The organism is Acinetobacter haemolyticus CIP 64.3 = MTCC 9819 (genome assembly GCF_000369065.1).
In the GTDB taxonomy this organism is placed as follows: domain Bacteria; phylum Pseudomonadota; class Gammaproteobacteria; order Pseudomonadales; family Moraxellaceae; genus Acinetobacter; species Acinetobacter haemolyticus.
On sequence record NZ_KB849800.1, the window covers coordinates 580,139 to 595,539 of the forward strand.

Genomic DNA, 15,401 nt, shown 5'->3' on the forward strand with positions numbered 1-15,401 from the left:
TGTGAATTCGGCTTTAACTTTTCAATCAAACCATCAAATGAACGAAGTCCAGCAAAACGTTTTTAATCATATACCGAGTCTAGTTTGGTTGCTCTCAGACCAAGGTGATGCTTATTTTTTTAATAAGGTCAGTCAAGAGTATATCGGGATAAATGAATTTCAAAAATTCCAAAATAATTGGATGGACTTGCTTCATTTTGAAGATATTGCTGTCTTTCAAAAAGAATGGCGACAGGCATTTGCTACTAAAGCGCCTTTTCAGGTTGAGTGTCGCTTGCGACATCAGTCTGGTGCTTATCGCTGGTTTTTATTATCAGCAAAATTTGTAGAGGCTGATCAGAGTGGGCAAGCGCATTGGTTCATCAATAGTGTCGATATTCATGAAACAAAACAATACCAACATAATTTAGTGCAGTGTATAAATGCACAGACCAATATGCTTGATAATAGTGTGGACTGTATCAAGTTATTAGATTTAGATGGCTATCTATTACATGTCAATAGAACGGGATGTATCGCGCTTAATATTCCTGAGAACAATCATCGCTTTGGTATGAAATGGACTGAGCTATTAGCACCTGAAATCCGCTCTAAAGCTAATTATGCTTTGAAAATGGTACTTAAAGGTAAAACAGCACGTTTTCGAGGCATGAGTGGTGAAGGGGAAAATAAGCAATACTGGGATAATTTACTTACGCCGATATTAAATGATAAAGGTCAAATCGTGCAGATCTTGTGTATGTCACGTGATGTGACAGCGCAAAGACAAACTGAAATTCAATTGCGTATCTCCAGTGAGCTTGATGAGTTAACAGGACTTTATAATCGTCGTTTCTTTAAGCTACAACTTAAACGCGCATTGCAAAGACATAAAAAGAGTGAAAAATTTCTGGGCTTGATCTTATTAGACTTAGATTATTTTAAGCATGTCAACGATACACTTGGACATGCAGCTGGGGATCATTTACTGCGTATTTTATCAAAGAGAATAGAAAACACTTTGCCAGAAAATACCTTTGTAGCGCGTTTAGGTGGTGATGAGTTTGCAATTCTAGTGAATGGAATAGAGCATGAACAAGAGCTTGAAAAAATAGCAATAGATGTCAGTCGGCAACTCGATGCGCCGATTACTTATGCTGGAAACTTAATCAATGGCAGTATGAGCATTGGTTGCGCGATATATCCGAGAGATGCAAAAGACTCCTCAAACTTAATGAAATGTGCGGATACTGCCTTGAATGATTTAAAAGCGACAGGAAGAGGCGGTTTCCGTATGTTTAATCAACAGATGGAGATTGCAGCGCAAAACATTGCAGTACAACTCAACCAAGCGCGTCATATCATTCGTGATGATTTGATGGTTCCATTCTATCAACCTAAGGTACGTTTATCAGACGGAAAAGTTGTCGGATTTGAAGCCCTATTGCGTTGGCAAACAGATGACAAGCACATCCATTCGCCTTGTCATATTGAACAAGCTTTTCAAGATTATGTATTAGCGACAAGAATTAGCGATGCAATCCAAAATAAAGTTTTTAAAAATATTGCTATGTGGCTTGAGCAAGGATTGGCGGTAGTTCCAATTTCGATTAATGCCGCACCTGTTGAATTTCTCAAGGATAATTATGCTGAACGTCTATTGCAACGTTTGAACCTCTACAAGATCCCGCATCATTTGGTTGAAATAGAAATCACAGAACATATTCTGGATGACCGTGGTTCAGACTATGTAATCAGGGCTTTAAACTTGCTCAAACAACAAGGTGTTAAGATTGCACTGGATGACTTTGGAACAGGGCATTCTTCACTAACGCGATTGAGAGACTATCCAGTTGATTGTTTAAAAATTGATTGTGAATTTATTCGTCAAATGAATGGGGATGAGGCGATTTTAGCTATTGTTCAAGCCATTATTGCGTTGGGACCAAAGTTAGCGTTGGATATCGTTGCAGAAGGTATTGAGAACTCAGACCAATTAGAACTACTAAAGCAGTTTGGATGTTCAATAGGACAAGGTTATTTATTTAGTCGTGCTGTGAATGCTCAACAGGCAACCCATATGATGAAACGTGGGGTGCGTCTTTATTAAGGATTGCGATTAACTACATTTCCTTAAGCCATTTCTGTCTATATGCAAGCCATGATTGAAATATTCATAGACCTTTGGTGCTCTTGGGCTTATGGATCATTAAGACTTATATAAAATAAGCCTTAATGGTTTTATCTTGAGTATTACTGATTTTTTAGATCCATCAATAAACTAAAATTATCTAAGCGTTTTTGTGTGTCGTAAATGTCACATGTAAAAATAAATTCATCTACGTCATATTGAGTGGCAATTTCATTGAGCCCAGCTTTGACAGTGTCTTGAGAACCAATTTGGGCCATTGCATAAAAGTTCTGAATTGCTAATTGCTCAGCACTACTCGCAAGGCCATCCGTAGATTCAACTGGAGCTTTAAGTTTAAGGCTGTGACCTCGAATTAGATTTAATATTCTTTGATATGAGCTGGTGGCTAAAAATTTTGCCTCATCATCTGTTCTCGCCACAACAGTTGGTATTCCCATAGACACATAAGGTCGATCCAAATATTCTGAGGCTTGGAAATTCTCACGATAGATGTCGATTGCTTGAGCGAGCATTCTAGGTGCGAAATGTGAGGCAAAAGAATAGGGAAGACCGAGTTTTGCAGCAAGTTGTGCACTAAATAAGCTTGAACCCAATAACCATACTGGGACGTGTGTATTTTGTCCTGGGGTCGCAACAATTTTCTGATTGGGTGTGGGTTGTTTAAAATATTGTAGAATTTCAAGGACGTCTTGAGGGAACTGATCTTCAGTTTCTTGACGGCCGCGGCGCAATGCACGCATCGTAACAGGGTCGGTACCAGGAGCACGACCTAAGCCAAGTTCAAAGCGATTTGGGTAGAGTGTTGCTAAAGTGCCAAATTGTTCTGCGACGACTAGTGGGGCATGATTTGGGAGCATGATGCCACCTGATCCTAGTCGGATTTTCTGAGTGTGTGCTGCAATGAAACCCAATAAGACAGCAGTTGCGGAACTGGCAATCCCATCCATATTATGATGCTCAGCAAGCCAAAAACGTTCATAGCCCAGCTTTTCAGCATGCTGTGCCAATTCCATTGCATGACGTAAGGAAAATTCAATACTTTGATTATCTCGTACGGGAGCTAATTCTAAAATAGAGAATTTGATCTCTTTTAATGATTTCATTTTAGATACTCAATCTTATATATCGAGATAATACGATATATAGATGGGGTTTGTATATCGGATTTTATCGATTTATTTGTATCTATTGTTAAAATCAAAAAAAGCACCCGAAGGTGCTAAGGAGGTATTAAAAATAGATTTATCGATTTTTATACCAACCACGATGTAATCCATTATCGTGACGATATTTTTTGTTCGATTTATAATGGCGACGATTATCATATGAACGGCGATTGTCGTAGCGGCGGTCATAGCGACGATCGGCATCTCGATCTTGAGCAACTTTATTACCTAACGCAGCACCACCTGCCGCACCAACAGCTGCACCAATATATCCACCGTTAGTACCACCCATGTTATTACCCACAGTGTAGCCGCCAACTCCACCTAAGCCCCCACCGATGGCTGCCTCAGTCCGATTACGTTTATTGCTAGAAGCAGCAGCACCACCAGCACCACCAATCGCTGAACCAATCATTGCGCCTGTATGACCACCGAGCTCTTTGCCGACTGCTGTACCAACAACGCTTCCTAGAGCAGATGTGGCCGCGACACGCGTTGTATTATCTGCATGCGCAACAGTCACCATCGATGTTGCTGCAAAAAAAATACTACATAACCAAATATTTGATTTCATTCTGAAGCTCCTTGTCCTCATTGCATGGACAATATTCTTTTAACTTGAGATAAATTTAACAAGACTCTTGTCAGAAAGTATGGAGCAGTTTCATTAGATTGATGGCGTTTGTTGAGGGTTTTGTATGCGTTGTTTTACAAATGGATCAATTATGAATAAATGTTGATGAACAGAAACTAAGCAACGGAAGGAAAAAGAATCAAGTACAATAACTACAAGTTTGATTTGGATTCTATTATGTTGCTGGAAAAAATTCTGCAATCACAAGGCTTTGGTTCGCGTAAGTATTGTCAGCAGCTGATAAAAAATGGGGCTGTTAGCATAGATAATCAGACTTGTGATCATCCTAAACAGAACTTTAGTACAGAGGATTTGAGTTTCCAAGTTTTTGGTGAACGATATCAATATCGAGAACATATTTATATCGTTCTTCATAAACCCCAAGGTTATGAATGTTCGCATCAAGCAACCCATCATAGAAGCGTATTTAGTTTACTCCCTGAGATTTTCATTCATCGTGGTGTGCAGTGTGTAGGGCGATTGGATCAGGATACGACAGGACTTCTACTTTTGACTGATGATGGTCAATATTTACAGGCATTGACTCATCCAAAGAAACACGTTCCGAAGGTCTATTGTGTTTCCACGGCTGACCCAGTGACAACTGAACAAAAGCAACAATTAGAGCTGGGGGTAGAATTACGCAATGAAAAGGGTATTTACGCAGCTACAGATATTAAGCTGATTTCAGAGCGCCAACTTGCAATGACGATTCATCAAGGTGTTTATCATCAAGTCAAGAGGATGATTGCAGCAGTAGGAAATAAAGTTGAACGTTTACATCGGCAACAGATTGGCTTGCTTGAGTTACCAAATTTAGAGGAAGGGCATTGGGATTATTTAACGCCACAACAAAAGCAACTAAGTCAAAATATTCCGCTTGAGACAGAATGAATTTTGTATTAACAGTAACGTTTCGTTTAGAGCATTTTTATTTCAAAAAACAATGGAAAGTCTTAAACTCATCGTCATGAATAAAACCCATTTTTTCATAAAGTTGATGCGACTGGTAGTTATTACGTTGGGTTTCCAAACTAATACGTTGAGCATTTTCATGCCGTGCAAATAAAATTGCAGTGTCAATCAGTTGTTTGGCAGAGCCTTGCTTTCTAAAGCTTGGCGTGACATAGACATCATCTAATATATAGTAGGTTTCGCAAGATACTGATGAGAAAGCTTGGTAAAGAAGAACAAATCCTGTAAAAATTTCATCTTTTACATGAATGAAAATAACGCTGTCTTTGTTTTCAAAGCGATGATTTAAAAATTGATAAGATTGCGCAACATTTGATGAGGCACCGTAGAATTGGCGATATTCATCAAATAAAACTGCAAGTTGATGAAGATCTTCTTTCGCCGCTCTCTTTACGATCATTCCTATCCATCCTTGAGTTTATAGTTTTATTCGGAATGACAGAATAGCGAAAAAGAATCAGCTTAAAAAATAAAAACTTGTGTATAAATGCAACATTGTTAAGTTTTGTCACTTTCCCCTAAAAGCGCATTCAACTCTTCAAATAAATCCTCGTGATCATCTTCAACATCTATGCTTGGTTGATTCTCATTTGAGGCTGCAGCCTTCGATTTACGCAATTTAAGTAGTTGTTCCATGTTTATATTTTGGTTTTCGATTGCAAAGGGAATCGATTTTGTAAGAACAACCTGTTTGAAAAAAAGACGCACTGCTTGGGCAGGGGATATGCCAAGTTGTTTAAAGACAGCAAAAGCTTGCTTCTTTTCCTGTGAATCAAGTCGAACCTGATAAACTTCTGTTTTTCGCATGAAGAATAAGACCAAATATTTTTAGTTATCGTCATGTATTTTAAACGATCACAATGTAATTTCAATATTTTTGAAGTGAAAATATAGAATTTTTGTCATTACGATGTATCTACAATGTCAATTCAAGCTTGGAGTTGAAGTGCATTTCTTGTTTTGAGACTGGATCATTGAAAAAGATTTCCTTTGCAAGTAGCTGTAAAGGGTTAGAGAAATCATCACTCGATTTGTGCGCGATAACTGGATAAAACTCATCATTTAGAATGGGGATACCTAAATAGTTCAGGTGGACTCGTAATTGATGTTGCTTACCTGTTTGGGGCTTAAGTAAGTATTTTGCGTGGGATTTATTGTGCTCTAACAGCTCAATCAAAGTTTCAGTATTACTTGGTTTTTCTAAATTGACTTGCATGGTGTAAAAAGGCAAGCCTTTTTCTAAATGTAGCTTTACCGTTTGTGGGAAATGTAATTCAGGGCGATACACTGCAATTGCATGGTAGATTTTTTGCACTTTTCTTTCAGCAAAAAGCTGCTGATAAATTCCTCTTGCACTTGCTTTTTTACAGAATAAAACTACACCTGCTGTTTCACGATCAAGTCGGTGGATTGGGGTCAGCTCTTTATAACCTGTCTGTTTTTTTAAGCGCACGAGTAGTGTTTCTTGTACGTATTGTCCTGTAGGACTCATGGTGAGAAAGTGTGGTTTATCGACAACGAGTAAATCTTCATTTTCAAATAAGATTTCATATTGAAATGGCACATGTACTTCGTGAGCAAGAAAGCGGTAGTAAAAAATATGTGTATTGGCGGTATAGGGGCTATCTGATTTTAATTTTTTACCATCGGCTGAATATATTAATCCATCATCAAAGCGTTGTTGCCATTCTTCGATTTTAATGTGCTCAAAATGTTGGCATAGATATTCGAAAATTGTGCTTATGGTGATACCGTGCGGTAAAAAGACTTTACTCGCACTGACACCGTCAATTAAAGGAGGAGTAAATTCAAACATGGACTTCATACAACAAAATTAACCTAATCTAAGCGGAGTAAAATAAGCCAGTTTCAATATAGTTGATTAGGCTTTAATTCATGGCAATGTTATCATAGCCGTCATTCCAATTTTGTTTTGATTGCCATGTTGTATTCAGTGAAATTTACTTTAAATCATGAACAAGACACTCAACGTTTTGCACAGATACTTTCTCAGCTGGTGCATTCAGGCATTATTTATTTAATTGGTGATTTGGGAGCAGGTAAAACCACGTTCACCCGTTATTTCTTACAAAGTCTTGGACACCAAGGCTCGGTAAAGAGTCCAACGTATACTTTGGTAGAGCCTTATACCATACAAGGCAAAGAAATTTTTCACTTTGATCTATATCGCTTAGATAATCCTTATGAACTCGAGTTAATGGGAATTCGTGACTATTTGGAAACACTAGATGCGTTATTTTTATTTGAATGGCCATCAAAAGGTGGCAATGAAATTCCTAAGCCGGATGTTGTGATTGATATCCAAAAATCAGATGATGAACTGACTCGATTTGTGACGATTACTGTGAACTCTGAATCTTTATACCAAACGCTGCAGGAACAATTGCATGGCGCATGATGCAACTCGTCGTATTCATACCCTTGATGCTGCTTTAGCTAACCAAATTGCCGCAGGTGAGGTGATCGAACGCCCTTCATCTGTGGTGAAAGAGTTATTGGAAAACTCAATTGATGCTGGTGCAACAGAGCTGATTATTCGTGTTGCGCAAGGTGGTGCCACATTGATTGAGATTATCGACAATGGGAATGGTATTCATCCTGAAGATTTACCTTTGGCGGTAATGCGTCATGCAACGAGTAAAATTCAAACCGCAGATGATTTGCATGCAATTGTCAGTTTGGGATTCCGTGGGGAAGCTCTCGCTTCTATTGCTGCCGTTTCTCGTCTGACTTTAACCAGTAGCCAAGATGAACAAGGTGTTGGTTATCAAGTCGAGGTGAATGGTACAGCATTTGATCATCAACAAATTCAAGCTGTGGCCGCACAAAAAGGCACTCACATCCGCGTACAGGATTTATTTTTTAATGTACCTGCTCGACGTAAATTCTTAAAAAAGCCGAGTACTGAGTTTGGTCATATAGAAGAAATTGTACGCCGTTTGGCTTTGACTCATTTTGAGATTCGTTTCGTACTCGAGCATAACGACAACATTCGGTTAAATCTGCCAGTTGCTGATAGTGGTGAGTTACGTTATCAACGTGTTCAGCAGTTATTAGGCCAACAGTTTATTCAAAATGCGTATTGGATTGATGCTGAAAGTATCAATATGCGCTTGTCTGGATGGTTGGGTCATCCATCTGATGCACGTGCTCAAGCAGATTTGCAATATGTTTATGTCAATGGTCGTATTGTCAAAGATAAAACCATTTCACATGCCTTGCGTATGGCCTATGAGGGTATCTTGCATGGACATCAGCATTCTTCTTATTTGTTGTTTTTAGAAGTTGATCCTGAAAATATTGATGTGAATGTACATCCAACGAAGCACGAGATTCGCTTTTTGAATCAACGTGAAGTACATGAGTTCGTACGTCATTACGCCAAAGCGACGTTATCACAATTTCAAACGGCTAGTGCTGATTTAGCTCAAGCGATGAAAGTTGATGAAACTGATCATCAAGCGGCACAATACCAACCGCAGCCGAAATACCAAGAACAATTTAATTTACACAAAGCTGTTGTAACCGAGCCGTTATCAGATCAACAAACAGATATATCAACTGAGCTGTTCACTGAATTTAATCAAAGTCGCCCTCAAGCGGTTCATTACAATTCAGGTCAATCACAGCAGCCTCGATATAATGGTTCAGGTCAACTCAATAACGCACTTAAAACTTATTTAGCGCCTTTAAGAGAGTCGGACGTTCCGATAGCTTTTGATAGTGGCAATGATACAGTTGATCGTGATGTAGCACAGTCACGAGTAGATGAGTTTCCGCTCGGTATTGCAATTGCACAATTACATGGCATTTATATCTTGGCGCAAAATACAGAAGGTTTGATTATTGTTGATATGCATGCCGCGCATGAAAGGATCTTATTGCAACAAATGAAAGCCGCATGGGATAAACCCGAATTTTGGGTGTCTCAGCAATTGCTGATTCCTAAAGTGGTATCAATTACTCGTATGCAAGCAACACGCATAGAAGAGTTACAGCCACAGTTACAACGTTTGGGGCTTGAAATAGATCAGTATGGCGATGAGCAAGTGATTGTACGAGGTGTTCCTGCGATTTTGCATAAAGCTGATTTTTCAAATTTGATTCCAGAATTGCTTAATGATTTGGATCCAAATGATGAAGCACGTGGCTTATTACAAAAACGGGATGAGCTCTTGGCAGGTATGGCATGTCATGGGGCGGTACGTGCTCATCGTCAATTAAGTTTGTCTGAAATGAATGCTCTATTACGTCAAATGGAGCAAACTGAATTTGCAAGTCAATGTAATCATGGCCGTCCGACTTGGCGCGCATTTCCACTTCACCAATTAGATAAATTATTTGCTCGAGGAGAGTAGTTTTACATGTCGAATCAATTGCCCGTCATCAATTTAATGGGGCCTACCGCAAGTGGTAAAACTGCATTGGCATGTGAACTCTATGAGCGTGGTCATTATGAACTTATTTCTGTTGACTCAGCTTTAGTTTATAAAGATATGGATATTGGTACTGCAAAGCCGACTCAAGAAGAACAAGCGCAATATCCTCATCATCTGATTGATATTATTACACCATTGGAGGTGTATTCAGCTGCTCAATTTGTTGAAGATGTTTGCCCCCTCATTGACGATATGCATGCCCGTGGTAAAACACCGATTTTAGTCGGTGGAACGATGCTGTATTTTAAAGCTTTGCTTGAGGGACTTGCTGATAATTTACCGAATGCGGATCAAGTGATTCGTGATGCAATTGTGGCAAAAGCAGAAGCAGAAGGTTGGCAATCTGTTTATGACGAATTGGTTGAAGTGGATCCAGTTGCTGGTGAGAAATTTAAAGTTTCAGATAAACAGCGGATTATTCGTGCGCTTGAGGTTTATCGAATCACAGGTGAGCCAATAACAAAACTACAAGCTGAACAGCCTAAAAATCAACCGTATCGTTACACATTTCATAACTACGCACTGATGCCTGATCGGGTAGAATTACATCAACGCATTGAGCAAAGATTGAGCAAAATGTGGAGCATTGGTTTTTTAAATGAAGTTGAGGAATTGATTAAAAAATACGATTTAAATGATAGTTTACCCTCCATGCGTTCTGTGGGTTATCGCCAAGCTTTAGATTTTTTATTAAAAAGTGACTTAAGTCTCAAAAATAAAGTAGAAATGGAGAACAAAGCGTTATTTGCGACACGGCAACTTGCCAAACGTCAATACACTTGGTTACGTTCTTTGCAAGAAATACACGATTTTAAAACTTACGTGACGATAAAGCAGGCGAAAGAAGACTTGCGAAACTTCTTGGGATAAAGCAAAATTCGCAGGCTGTCTTTTTATAATTTTTAGTTGAAAAATAAAGATAGTTTTTTTGCGCTGATTTAAAAATTTTTGGAGTTAAAAATGTCTAAAGGTCAAACTTTACAAGATCCGTTCTTAAATTCTCTCCGTAAAGAACGTATTCCAGTTTCTATTTTCCTTGTGAACGGTATCAAGCTACAAGGTCATATTGAGTCTTTTGACCAATATGTTGTATTGCTTAAAAACACTGTAAGCCAAATGGTTTACAAACATGCTATTTCTACTGTCGTTCCTGCACGTAATCCACGTCCAGCTGGTGCTCAAGGTGCTGGTGGATTCCCAGCACAAGGCGCTACAGGTGGCTTCGGTGGTCAAGGTGCTGCTGGTGGCTTCGGTGGTCAAGGCGGCGGCTTCGGTGGTCAAGGTGGCTTCGGTGGTCAAGGCGGCGGCTTCGGTGGTCAAGGTGGCTTCGGTGGTCAAGGTGGCTTCGGTGGTCAAGGTGGCTTCGGTGGTCAAGGTGGCTTCGGTGGTCAACAAGGCGGTTTTGGTGGTCAAGGCGGTTTTGGCAGTCAAGGTGGTTTTGACAGCGAAACTAAATTTGAAGATGGTCAAGACGACGAAAACAATCGTTAATAGATTGATGATCTTTAAGATGCCAGTCTCTACGTAGACTGGCATTTTTTTGTTTATTGAAAAGCTAGAATAGATATTATGGAACTTATTGCTGCCGCAGCCTGTTGTAGTGTCATTGTTTCGATTTTATTGAAATATTTCAAAACTAAAGGATTTGATGTTTTTCAAATGATTGCATGGAACTATTTAAGTGCAAGCATTTTATGTTTCTATTGGTTTAAAACTGATATTACCCATGTATCACTCAGCCAGACACCTTGGTGGTTAATTTTTATTTTAGCTGTTCTATTGCCGAGTATCTTTTTGTGTTTGGCTAAATCATTGCAATATGCGGGAATTCTAAAAACAGAAATCGCACAACGGTTGGCTGTAATCCTATCTTTGTTAGCAGCTTATTTTATTTTTGGCGAACAATTTAGCCATTTGAAATTAATTGGTGTGGTTCTAGGTATTGTTGCAATTTTAGCAATCATTTTTGGACAAGCAACGGAACATTCTAATAAATCAATCAACTTAAAATCTGCTTTGTTCTTATTTAGTGTTTGGGCAGGTTATGCGATTATTGATGTATTACTTAAATACAGCAGTAGCTTAGGCTTACAGTTTGCAGTCACACTCAATTTAACTTTTATAGCTGCTTTTGTTTTATCAATTATCTATCTTGCAGTAACCCAACCACATTGGCAGCCTAAAAATATCTTTATGGGTCTGATTTTAGGTGGGCTTAACTTTGCCAACATTGCTTTGTATGTGAAAGCGCACATGGTATTTAAAGAAACACCTGCCATTGTCTTTGCTGGCATGAATATTCTAGTGGTTATTCTAGGTGTATTGAGTGGCGTGGTTTTATTCAAAGAACGTTTAAAAGGATATACATGGCTTGGATTGGTCTCTGGTATCGTGGCGGTTCTTTGTTTAGCCAGAGCAATGATGTAACTTCAGTATGAATTGTTCTTTAATGAGATGAAATATGGTTGAAAAAAGGCTGACCAAAGAACAGCGTAGGCAGCAGTTGTTACAAGTCGCACGTTTGATTATCCGTACAGAAGGCGTGGAAGCGCTTACACTCGGATATTTGGCGCAACAAGCGGGGATAACCAAACCAATCGCTTATCGGCATTTTATTGATAAAGAAGGTTTATTAATTGCGATTTATAAGGAGTTTAGTGACAAGCAGAAACAGGATTTATCTGATGCATTAGCGCAACATGCAAAGAGCCTAGATCAGACAATTCATTTTTTTTGTAGCGCGTGTTTGAAATTTCATATTGCAACAGGTCCTGAAGTTGGTTTGGTGGTTGCTGCTCTCTCTGGTACGGATATATTGCAAAACTATTTGGTGCAATGTCAGCAGGAGTTTATCGGAATTTTTAAGCAGGGTATTCTTCCTTTTGTTTTTCTTGAAGGTCAAGAAGGTGAAGCCATCATCATTGCGATAACAGGATTGATGGAAACAATTTGTGTTGCTGCAAGTAATGGCGTGATTGATGCAGAAATAGCCCAGCGTGTTATGGGGAAATCAACTTTACTAATATTAAATGATTATTTAAATACCAGACAAAAATGACCAAGTGTATTGCTTACATAAGTTACTAATGGTAACTTATGGGTTGTAATAACGCTTGGAAAAAATCTCATGCCAATTTCTAAACAATATAAAAATGCTTTGATTGTCATTACACATCCTGACTCTACATCTTTATCACATCAAATTGCGAACCATATTGCCAAACATTTAACCCATCAAGGAATGAGTGTTGAAGTTGCTGATTTACATAAAGAAGACTTTAAATCAGCGATTACCATTGCTGATCTTGGGGCCTATCGTGGTCAGCAAGTCGTAGGTCCTGATATCGTGTCTGAACAGGCACGCTTTGATCGGGCAGATATCGTTTATTTTGTTTTTCCGATTTATTGGTGGTCAGTACCTGCGATGTTAAAAGGTTGGTTTGATCGTGTATTTACACTTGGTTGGGCATATAAAATAGATGATCAAGGCCGCTTAACAGGTGAATTGAAAAATATCCCAGTCAAACTGATAGCAACGGGAACAGGGGATAAGGCTGGCTACGATAAACATGGTTATACTCAAGCGATACAAACACAAATCGTGGAAGGTATATTTGGTTTTTGCGGGCTTCACGATGTGCAAACATCTATACTTTATGGAGCCGATTTTATACAAGCAGATGGTTTACAGGATTTTTTCAATCAATTAGATCAAGATATTTTAGCTATAAAACAGCCCAGTTCGTGTTGATGGAATATGGCTATGATCTTCTAATATTTTGCTTAGATCACAGCCATTGGTCTAAAATTTATAAACGTGTAAAGATAACCTCATCTGCTAAGCGTGATTTAGGAAGTTTTGCATTAAAGTCCGCTTCACTGCGATAACCTAGCGATACAATCACGGATGCTTTGAGTCCTTTTTCGGCTAACCCAAATTCTTGATTAATTGTATTACGGTCAAAGCCTTCCATTGGGGTTGCATCAATCCCCTCAAGCCCAGCTGCAAAAAGTAGCTGTCCTAATGCGAGATAGGTTTGATTTTCCATCCAAGCTGGAAGGTTTTTCAATTCATTGCGATAAAACTCAACATAGCCTTGGCGTGTGTCACGCTGACCTTGTTTTGCTGTTTCATCTTTAAAGCGACCACTCAACTCATCTTGTTGAAGGAGTTGTTCCAAATATTCAGTTGAAATATCAGTACGAGTGCAAAAAATGATGGTGTGAGAAGAGTTCAATACTTTTGCCGCGTTATAGATATAGTTGCCTGTTAAACCTGCTGCGATTCTTTGTTTTGCAGCATCTGTTTCAGCGACAATAAAATGCCATGGTTGGATATTTACAGAAGAAGGACTAAAGCGTAATACTTCTAAAAGTTTTTCAAATTGTTGTTTTGGTATTTTCTTTTCAGCATCATAAGCTTTTGTTGCATATCGTGTTTTTGCTGTAACGAGTGTATCCATTCGCCATATCTACTCTATTAAAAATTTAATTTATTCTACTTGATATCTATTTTTCTGAAAGTAGCTAAATGTGAATTTTCATATAGATTAAAATCGTATGTCAGTGATTTGAAATAGCCAAGCTTATAACTTTTTATAAGAGTTTTTTTTAATCAAATGCCCTCACATTTTAATTTTGCAAGGTTGATATCACACATTGTAAAGGGTCAATATGACCATTTCTTAAAATCAATTTTATAATTTTTTTGTTCATTCAATTCAAGAATCCAAGCGGAATCAGTGCGCCAATCGCCCAATACAATTCTTTGTTTATTTTGTATTTGATGAATTTCAGGACGATGGGTATGACCATGAATTAAATAATCAACTTGTTCGATCGCAGATTGTACTGCTTGAGCATTCACATCCATGATGTCATAGCTTTTCAGTTGTTTGGTTTCACTACTTTTTTTACGGAAACCATTGGCCAGTTTTTGTCTAAAACTGAGTGGCGTTCTTTTTATTAAACCCAATAGCACAGGATTACGAATCACTTTGCGGAAACGTTGGTATGCAATATCGTCAGTACACAGGGCATCGCCATGTTCGAGACGAATTTTCATGTGGTTGATTTCGAGGTTATAGACATCAGGTAGCAAAATTCCGTCGAATTGATCTAAGAATTTTTGACCTAAAGCGAAATCACGATTGCCCACTTGGAAGTAAACTTGATTGCCAGCAGATGAAAATTTCTGTAATGCATTGATAATTTCATCTAACCATGGGGCGGTGTAATCATCACCAATCCAAGCATTAAACCAATCACCGAGGATATAGAGCTGGGTGTTTTTAGTTTGATATTCTTTGAGTAAAGCTAAAAACCCTCGAACAAGTCGAGGGTGATCAGGTGACAAATGTAAATCTGAAATAAACAGATAAGTCACAAAGAATCCTGTTGGATAAAATTATTCAGAGATAATTTTAGCAGATTCGATAACTACATTCTCTAAAGGAACATCAGCATGATAACCACGGTTACCAGTACGCACACCTTTAATTGCAGCTACAACGTCCATACCTTCAACCACTTTACCAAATACAGCATAACCCCAACCTTGTGCTGTTTTACCTGTGTGGTTTAAGAAAGAGTTGTTTTTTACATTGATGAAGAATTGAGCAGATGCAGAGTGCGGAGCTTGAGTACGCGCCATTGCAATTGTGCCTTCATCGTTGCTTAAGCCATTATCAGCTTCGTTTTCGATCGAGTCACGTGTTGCTTTTTCTTTGAAGTTTTCGTCCATGCCACCGCCTTGGATCATAAAACCATCAATCACACGGTGGAAAATTACGCCGTCATAGAAACCGTCACGTACATATTCTAAGAAATTTGCAACCGTTTTTGGTGCTTTTTCAGCGTTAAGCTCAAGAACAATACGACCTTTGTTGGTATTTAATTCGACTTGAGGAAAACTCATTACATTAATCTCCTAAACATGGGCAAATTGACCATGGGTTTTTGGTTGAGAGAAGCATAAGCAAACTGTAAACTACAAGGCAAGTAAAAAACGTTAAAATCTTTCAGAAAAAGTAAAG

The 15,401-nt window shown here is 38.5% G+C and carries 17 protein-coding genes; 9 read left to right on the plus strand and 8 right to left on the minus strand.

Annotation, left to right across the window (positions count from 1 at the left end):
• Position 1: 1 nt before the first annotated feature.
• Positions 2-2,089 (plus strand): sensor domain-containing protein, encoded by a 2,088-nt coding sequence (locus tag F927_RS05425; RefSeq protein ID WP_017394690.1) that lies wholly within the window; start codon positions 2-4, stop codon positions 2,087-2,089.
• A gap of 143 nt (positions 2,090-2,232) precedes the next feature.
• Here F927_RS05425 and F927_RS05430 read toward each other — a convergent pair whose 3' ends face one another.
• Together F927_RS05430 and F927_RS05435 are read right to left on the minus strand one after the other, a co-directional pair.
• The gene (locus F927_RS05430) at positions 2,233-3,234 is read right to left on the minus strand and encodes an LLM class flavin-dependent oxidoreductase (RefSeq protein ID WP_005082099.1); all 1,002 of its coding nucleotides are present in this window, start codon (positions 3,232-3,234) and stop codon (positions 2,233-2,235) included.
• Between the two features lie 139 nt (positions 3,235-3,373).
• Positions 3,374-3,871 carry a glycine zipper 2TM domain-containing protein gene (locus tag F927_RS05435; protein WP_005082101.1) on the minus strand — a complete coding sequence of 166 codons (498 nt, stop codon included), beginning with the start codon at positions 3,869-3,871 and terminating at the stop codon, positions 3,374-3,376.
• A 237-nt stretch (positions 3,872-4,108) separates the two neighbouring features.
• Here F927_RS05435 and F927_RS05440 point away from each other — a divergent pair, with 237 nt between their 5' ends.
• Positions 4,109-4,825 (plus strand): pseudouridine synthase, encoded by a 717-nt coding sequence (locus F927_RS05440; RefSeq protein ID WP_005082103.1) that lies wholly within the window; start codon positions 4,109-4,111, stop codon positions 4,823-4,825.
• Between the two features lie 37 nt (positions 4,826-4,862).
• Here the strand turns inward: F927_RS05440 and F927_RS05445 are convergent, their stop codons facing one another.
• From F927_RS05445 to F927_RS05455, 3 genes are all read right to left on the minus strand, one after another.
• Positions 4,863-5,306, minus strand: a complete 444-nt coding sequence (locus F927_RS05445) for a GNAT family N-acetyltransferase (protein WP_005082104.1) — start codon at positions 5,304-5,306, stop codon at positions 4,863-4,865.
• Between the two features lie 98 nt (positions 5,307-5,404).
• Complete coding sequence (locus F927_RS05450) at positions 5,405-5,713, minus strand: type II toxin-antitoxin system RelB/DinJ family antitoxin (protein ID WP_004638556.1); 309 nt, start codon at positions 5,711-5,713, stop codon at positions 5,405-5,407.
• A 109-nt stretch (positions 5,714-5,822) separates the two neighbouring features.
• Complete coding sequence (locus F927_RS05455) at positions 5,823-6,722, minus strand: pseudouridine synthase (protein WP_005082106.1); 900 nt, start codon at positions 6,720-6,722, stop codon at positions 5,823-5,825.
• Positions 6,723-6,848: 126 nt separating this feature from the next.
• Here F927_RS05455 and tsaE point away from each other — a divergent pair, with 126 nt between their 5' ends.
• The 7 genes from tsaE to F927_RS05490 all read left to right on the plus strand — a co-directional run bounded on the left by tsaE (position 6,849) and on the right by F927_RS05490 (position 13,117).
• Positions 6,849-7,325, plus strand: a complete 477-nt coding sequence (gene tsaE / locus F927_RS05460; protein ID WP_005082107.1) for a tRNA (adenosine(37)-N6)-threonylcarbamoyltransferase complex ATPase subunit type 1 TsaE — start codon at positions 6,849-6,851, stop codon at positions 7,323-7,325.
• Positions 7,315-9,285 carry a DNA mismatch repair endonuclease MutL gene (mutL, locus tag F927_RS05465; RefSeq protein ID WP_005082109.1) on the plus strand — a complete coding sequence of 657 codons (1,971 nt, stop codon included), beginning with the start codon at positions 7,315-7,317 and terminating at the stop codon, positions 9,283-9,285. Before tsaE ends, mutL begins: the two co-directional genes overlap by 11 nt.
• Positions 9,286-9,291: 6 nt before the next feature.
• Positions 9,292-10,236 (plus strand): tRNA (adenosine(37)-N6)-dimethylallyltransferase MiaA, encoded by a 945-nt coding sequence (miaA, locus tag F927_RS05470; RefSeq protein ID WP_005082112.1) that lies wholly within the window; start codon positions 9,292-9,294, stop codon positions 10,234-10,236.
• 90 nt (positions 10,237-10,326) lie between these two features.
• The gene (gene hfq / locus F927_RS05475) at positions 10,327-10,857 is read left to right on the plus strand and encodes an RNA chaperone Hfq (RefSeq protein ID WP_005082114.1); all 531 of its coding nucleotides are present in this window, start codon (positions 10,327-10,329) and stop codon (positions 10,855-10,857) included.
• A gap of 78 nt (positions 10,858-10,935) precedes the next feature.
• Complete coding sequence (locus F927_RS05480) at positions 10,936-11,793, plus strand: DMT family transporter (RefSeq protein ID WP_005082115.1); 858 nt, start codon at positions 10,936-10,938, stop codon at positions 11,791-11,793.
• A gap of 34 nt (positions 11,794-11,827) precedes the next feature.
• Positions 11,828-12,424, plus strand: a complete 597-nt coding sequence (locus F927_RS05485) for a TetR/AcrR family transcriptional regulator (protein WP_005082117.1) — start codon at positions 11,828-11,830, stop codon at positions 12,422-12,424.
• A 69-nt stretch (positions 12,425-12,493) separates the two neighbouring features.
• Positions 12,494-13,117 (plus strand): NAD(P)H-dependent oxidoreductase, encoded by a 624-nt coding sequence (locus F927_RS05490; protein WP_005082119.1) that lies wholly within the window; start codon positions 12,494-12,496, stop codon positions 13,115-13,117.
• A 58-nt stretch (positions 13,118-13,175) separates the two neighbouring features.
• Here F927_RS05490 and nfsB read toward each other — a convergent pair whose 3' ends face one another.
• The 3 genes from nfsB to F927_RS05505 all read right to left on the minus strand — a co-directional run bounded on the left by nfsB (position 13,176) and on the right by F927_RS05505 (position 15,283).
• Positions 13,176-13,829 carry an oxygen-insensitive NAD(P)H nitroreductase gene (nfsB, locus tag F927_RS05495; RefSeq protein WP_005082121.1) on the minus strand — a complete coding sequence of 218 codons (654 nt, stop codon included), beginning with the start codon at positions 13,827-13,829 and terminating at the stop codon, positions 13,176-13,178.
• Between the two features lie 206 nt (positions 13,830-14,035).
• Entirely contained in the window at positions 14,036-14,752 is a 717-nt protein-coding gene (locus F927_RS05500; protein ID WP_005082123.1) for a UDP-2,3-diacylglucosamine diphosphatase, read from the minus strand.
• A 21-nt stretch (positions 14,753-14,773) separates the two neighbouring features.
• Positions 14,774-15,283 (minus strand): peptidylprolyl isomerase, encoded by a 510-nt coding sequence (locus F927_RS05505; protein ID WP_004638567.1) that lies wholly within the window; start codon positions 15,281-15,283, stop codon positions 14,774-14,776.
• Positions 15,284-15,401 lie beyond the last annotated feature (118 nt).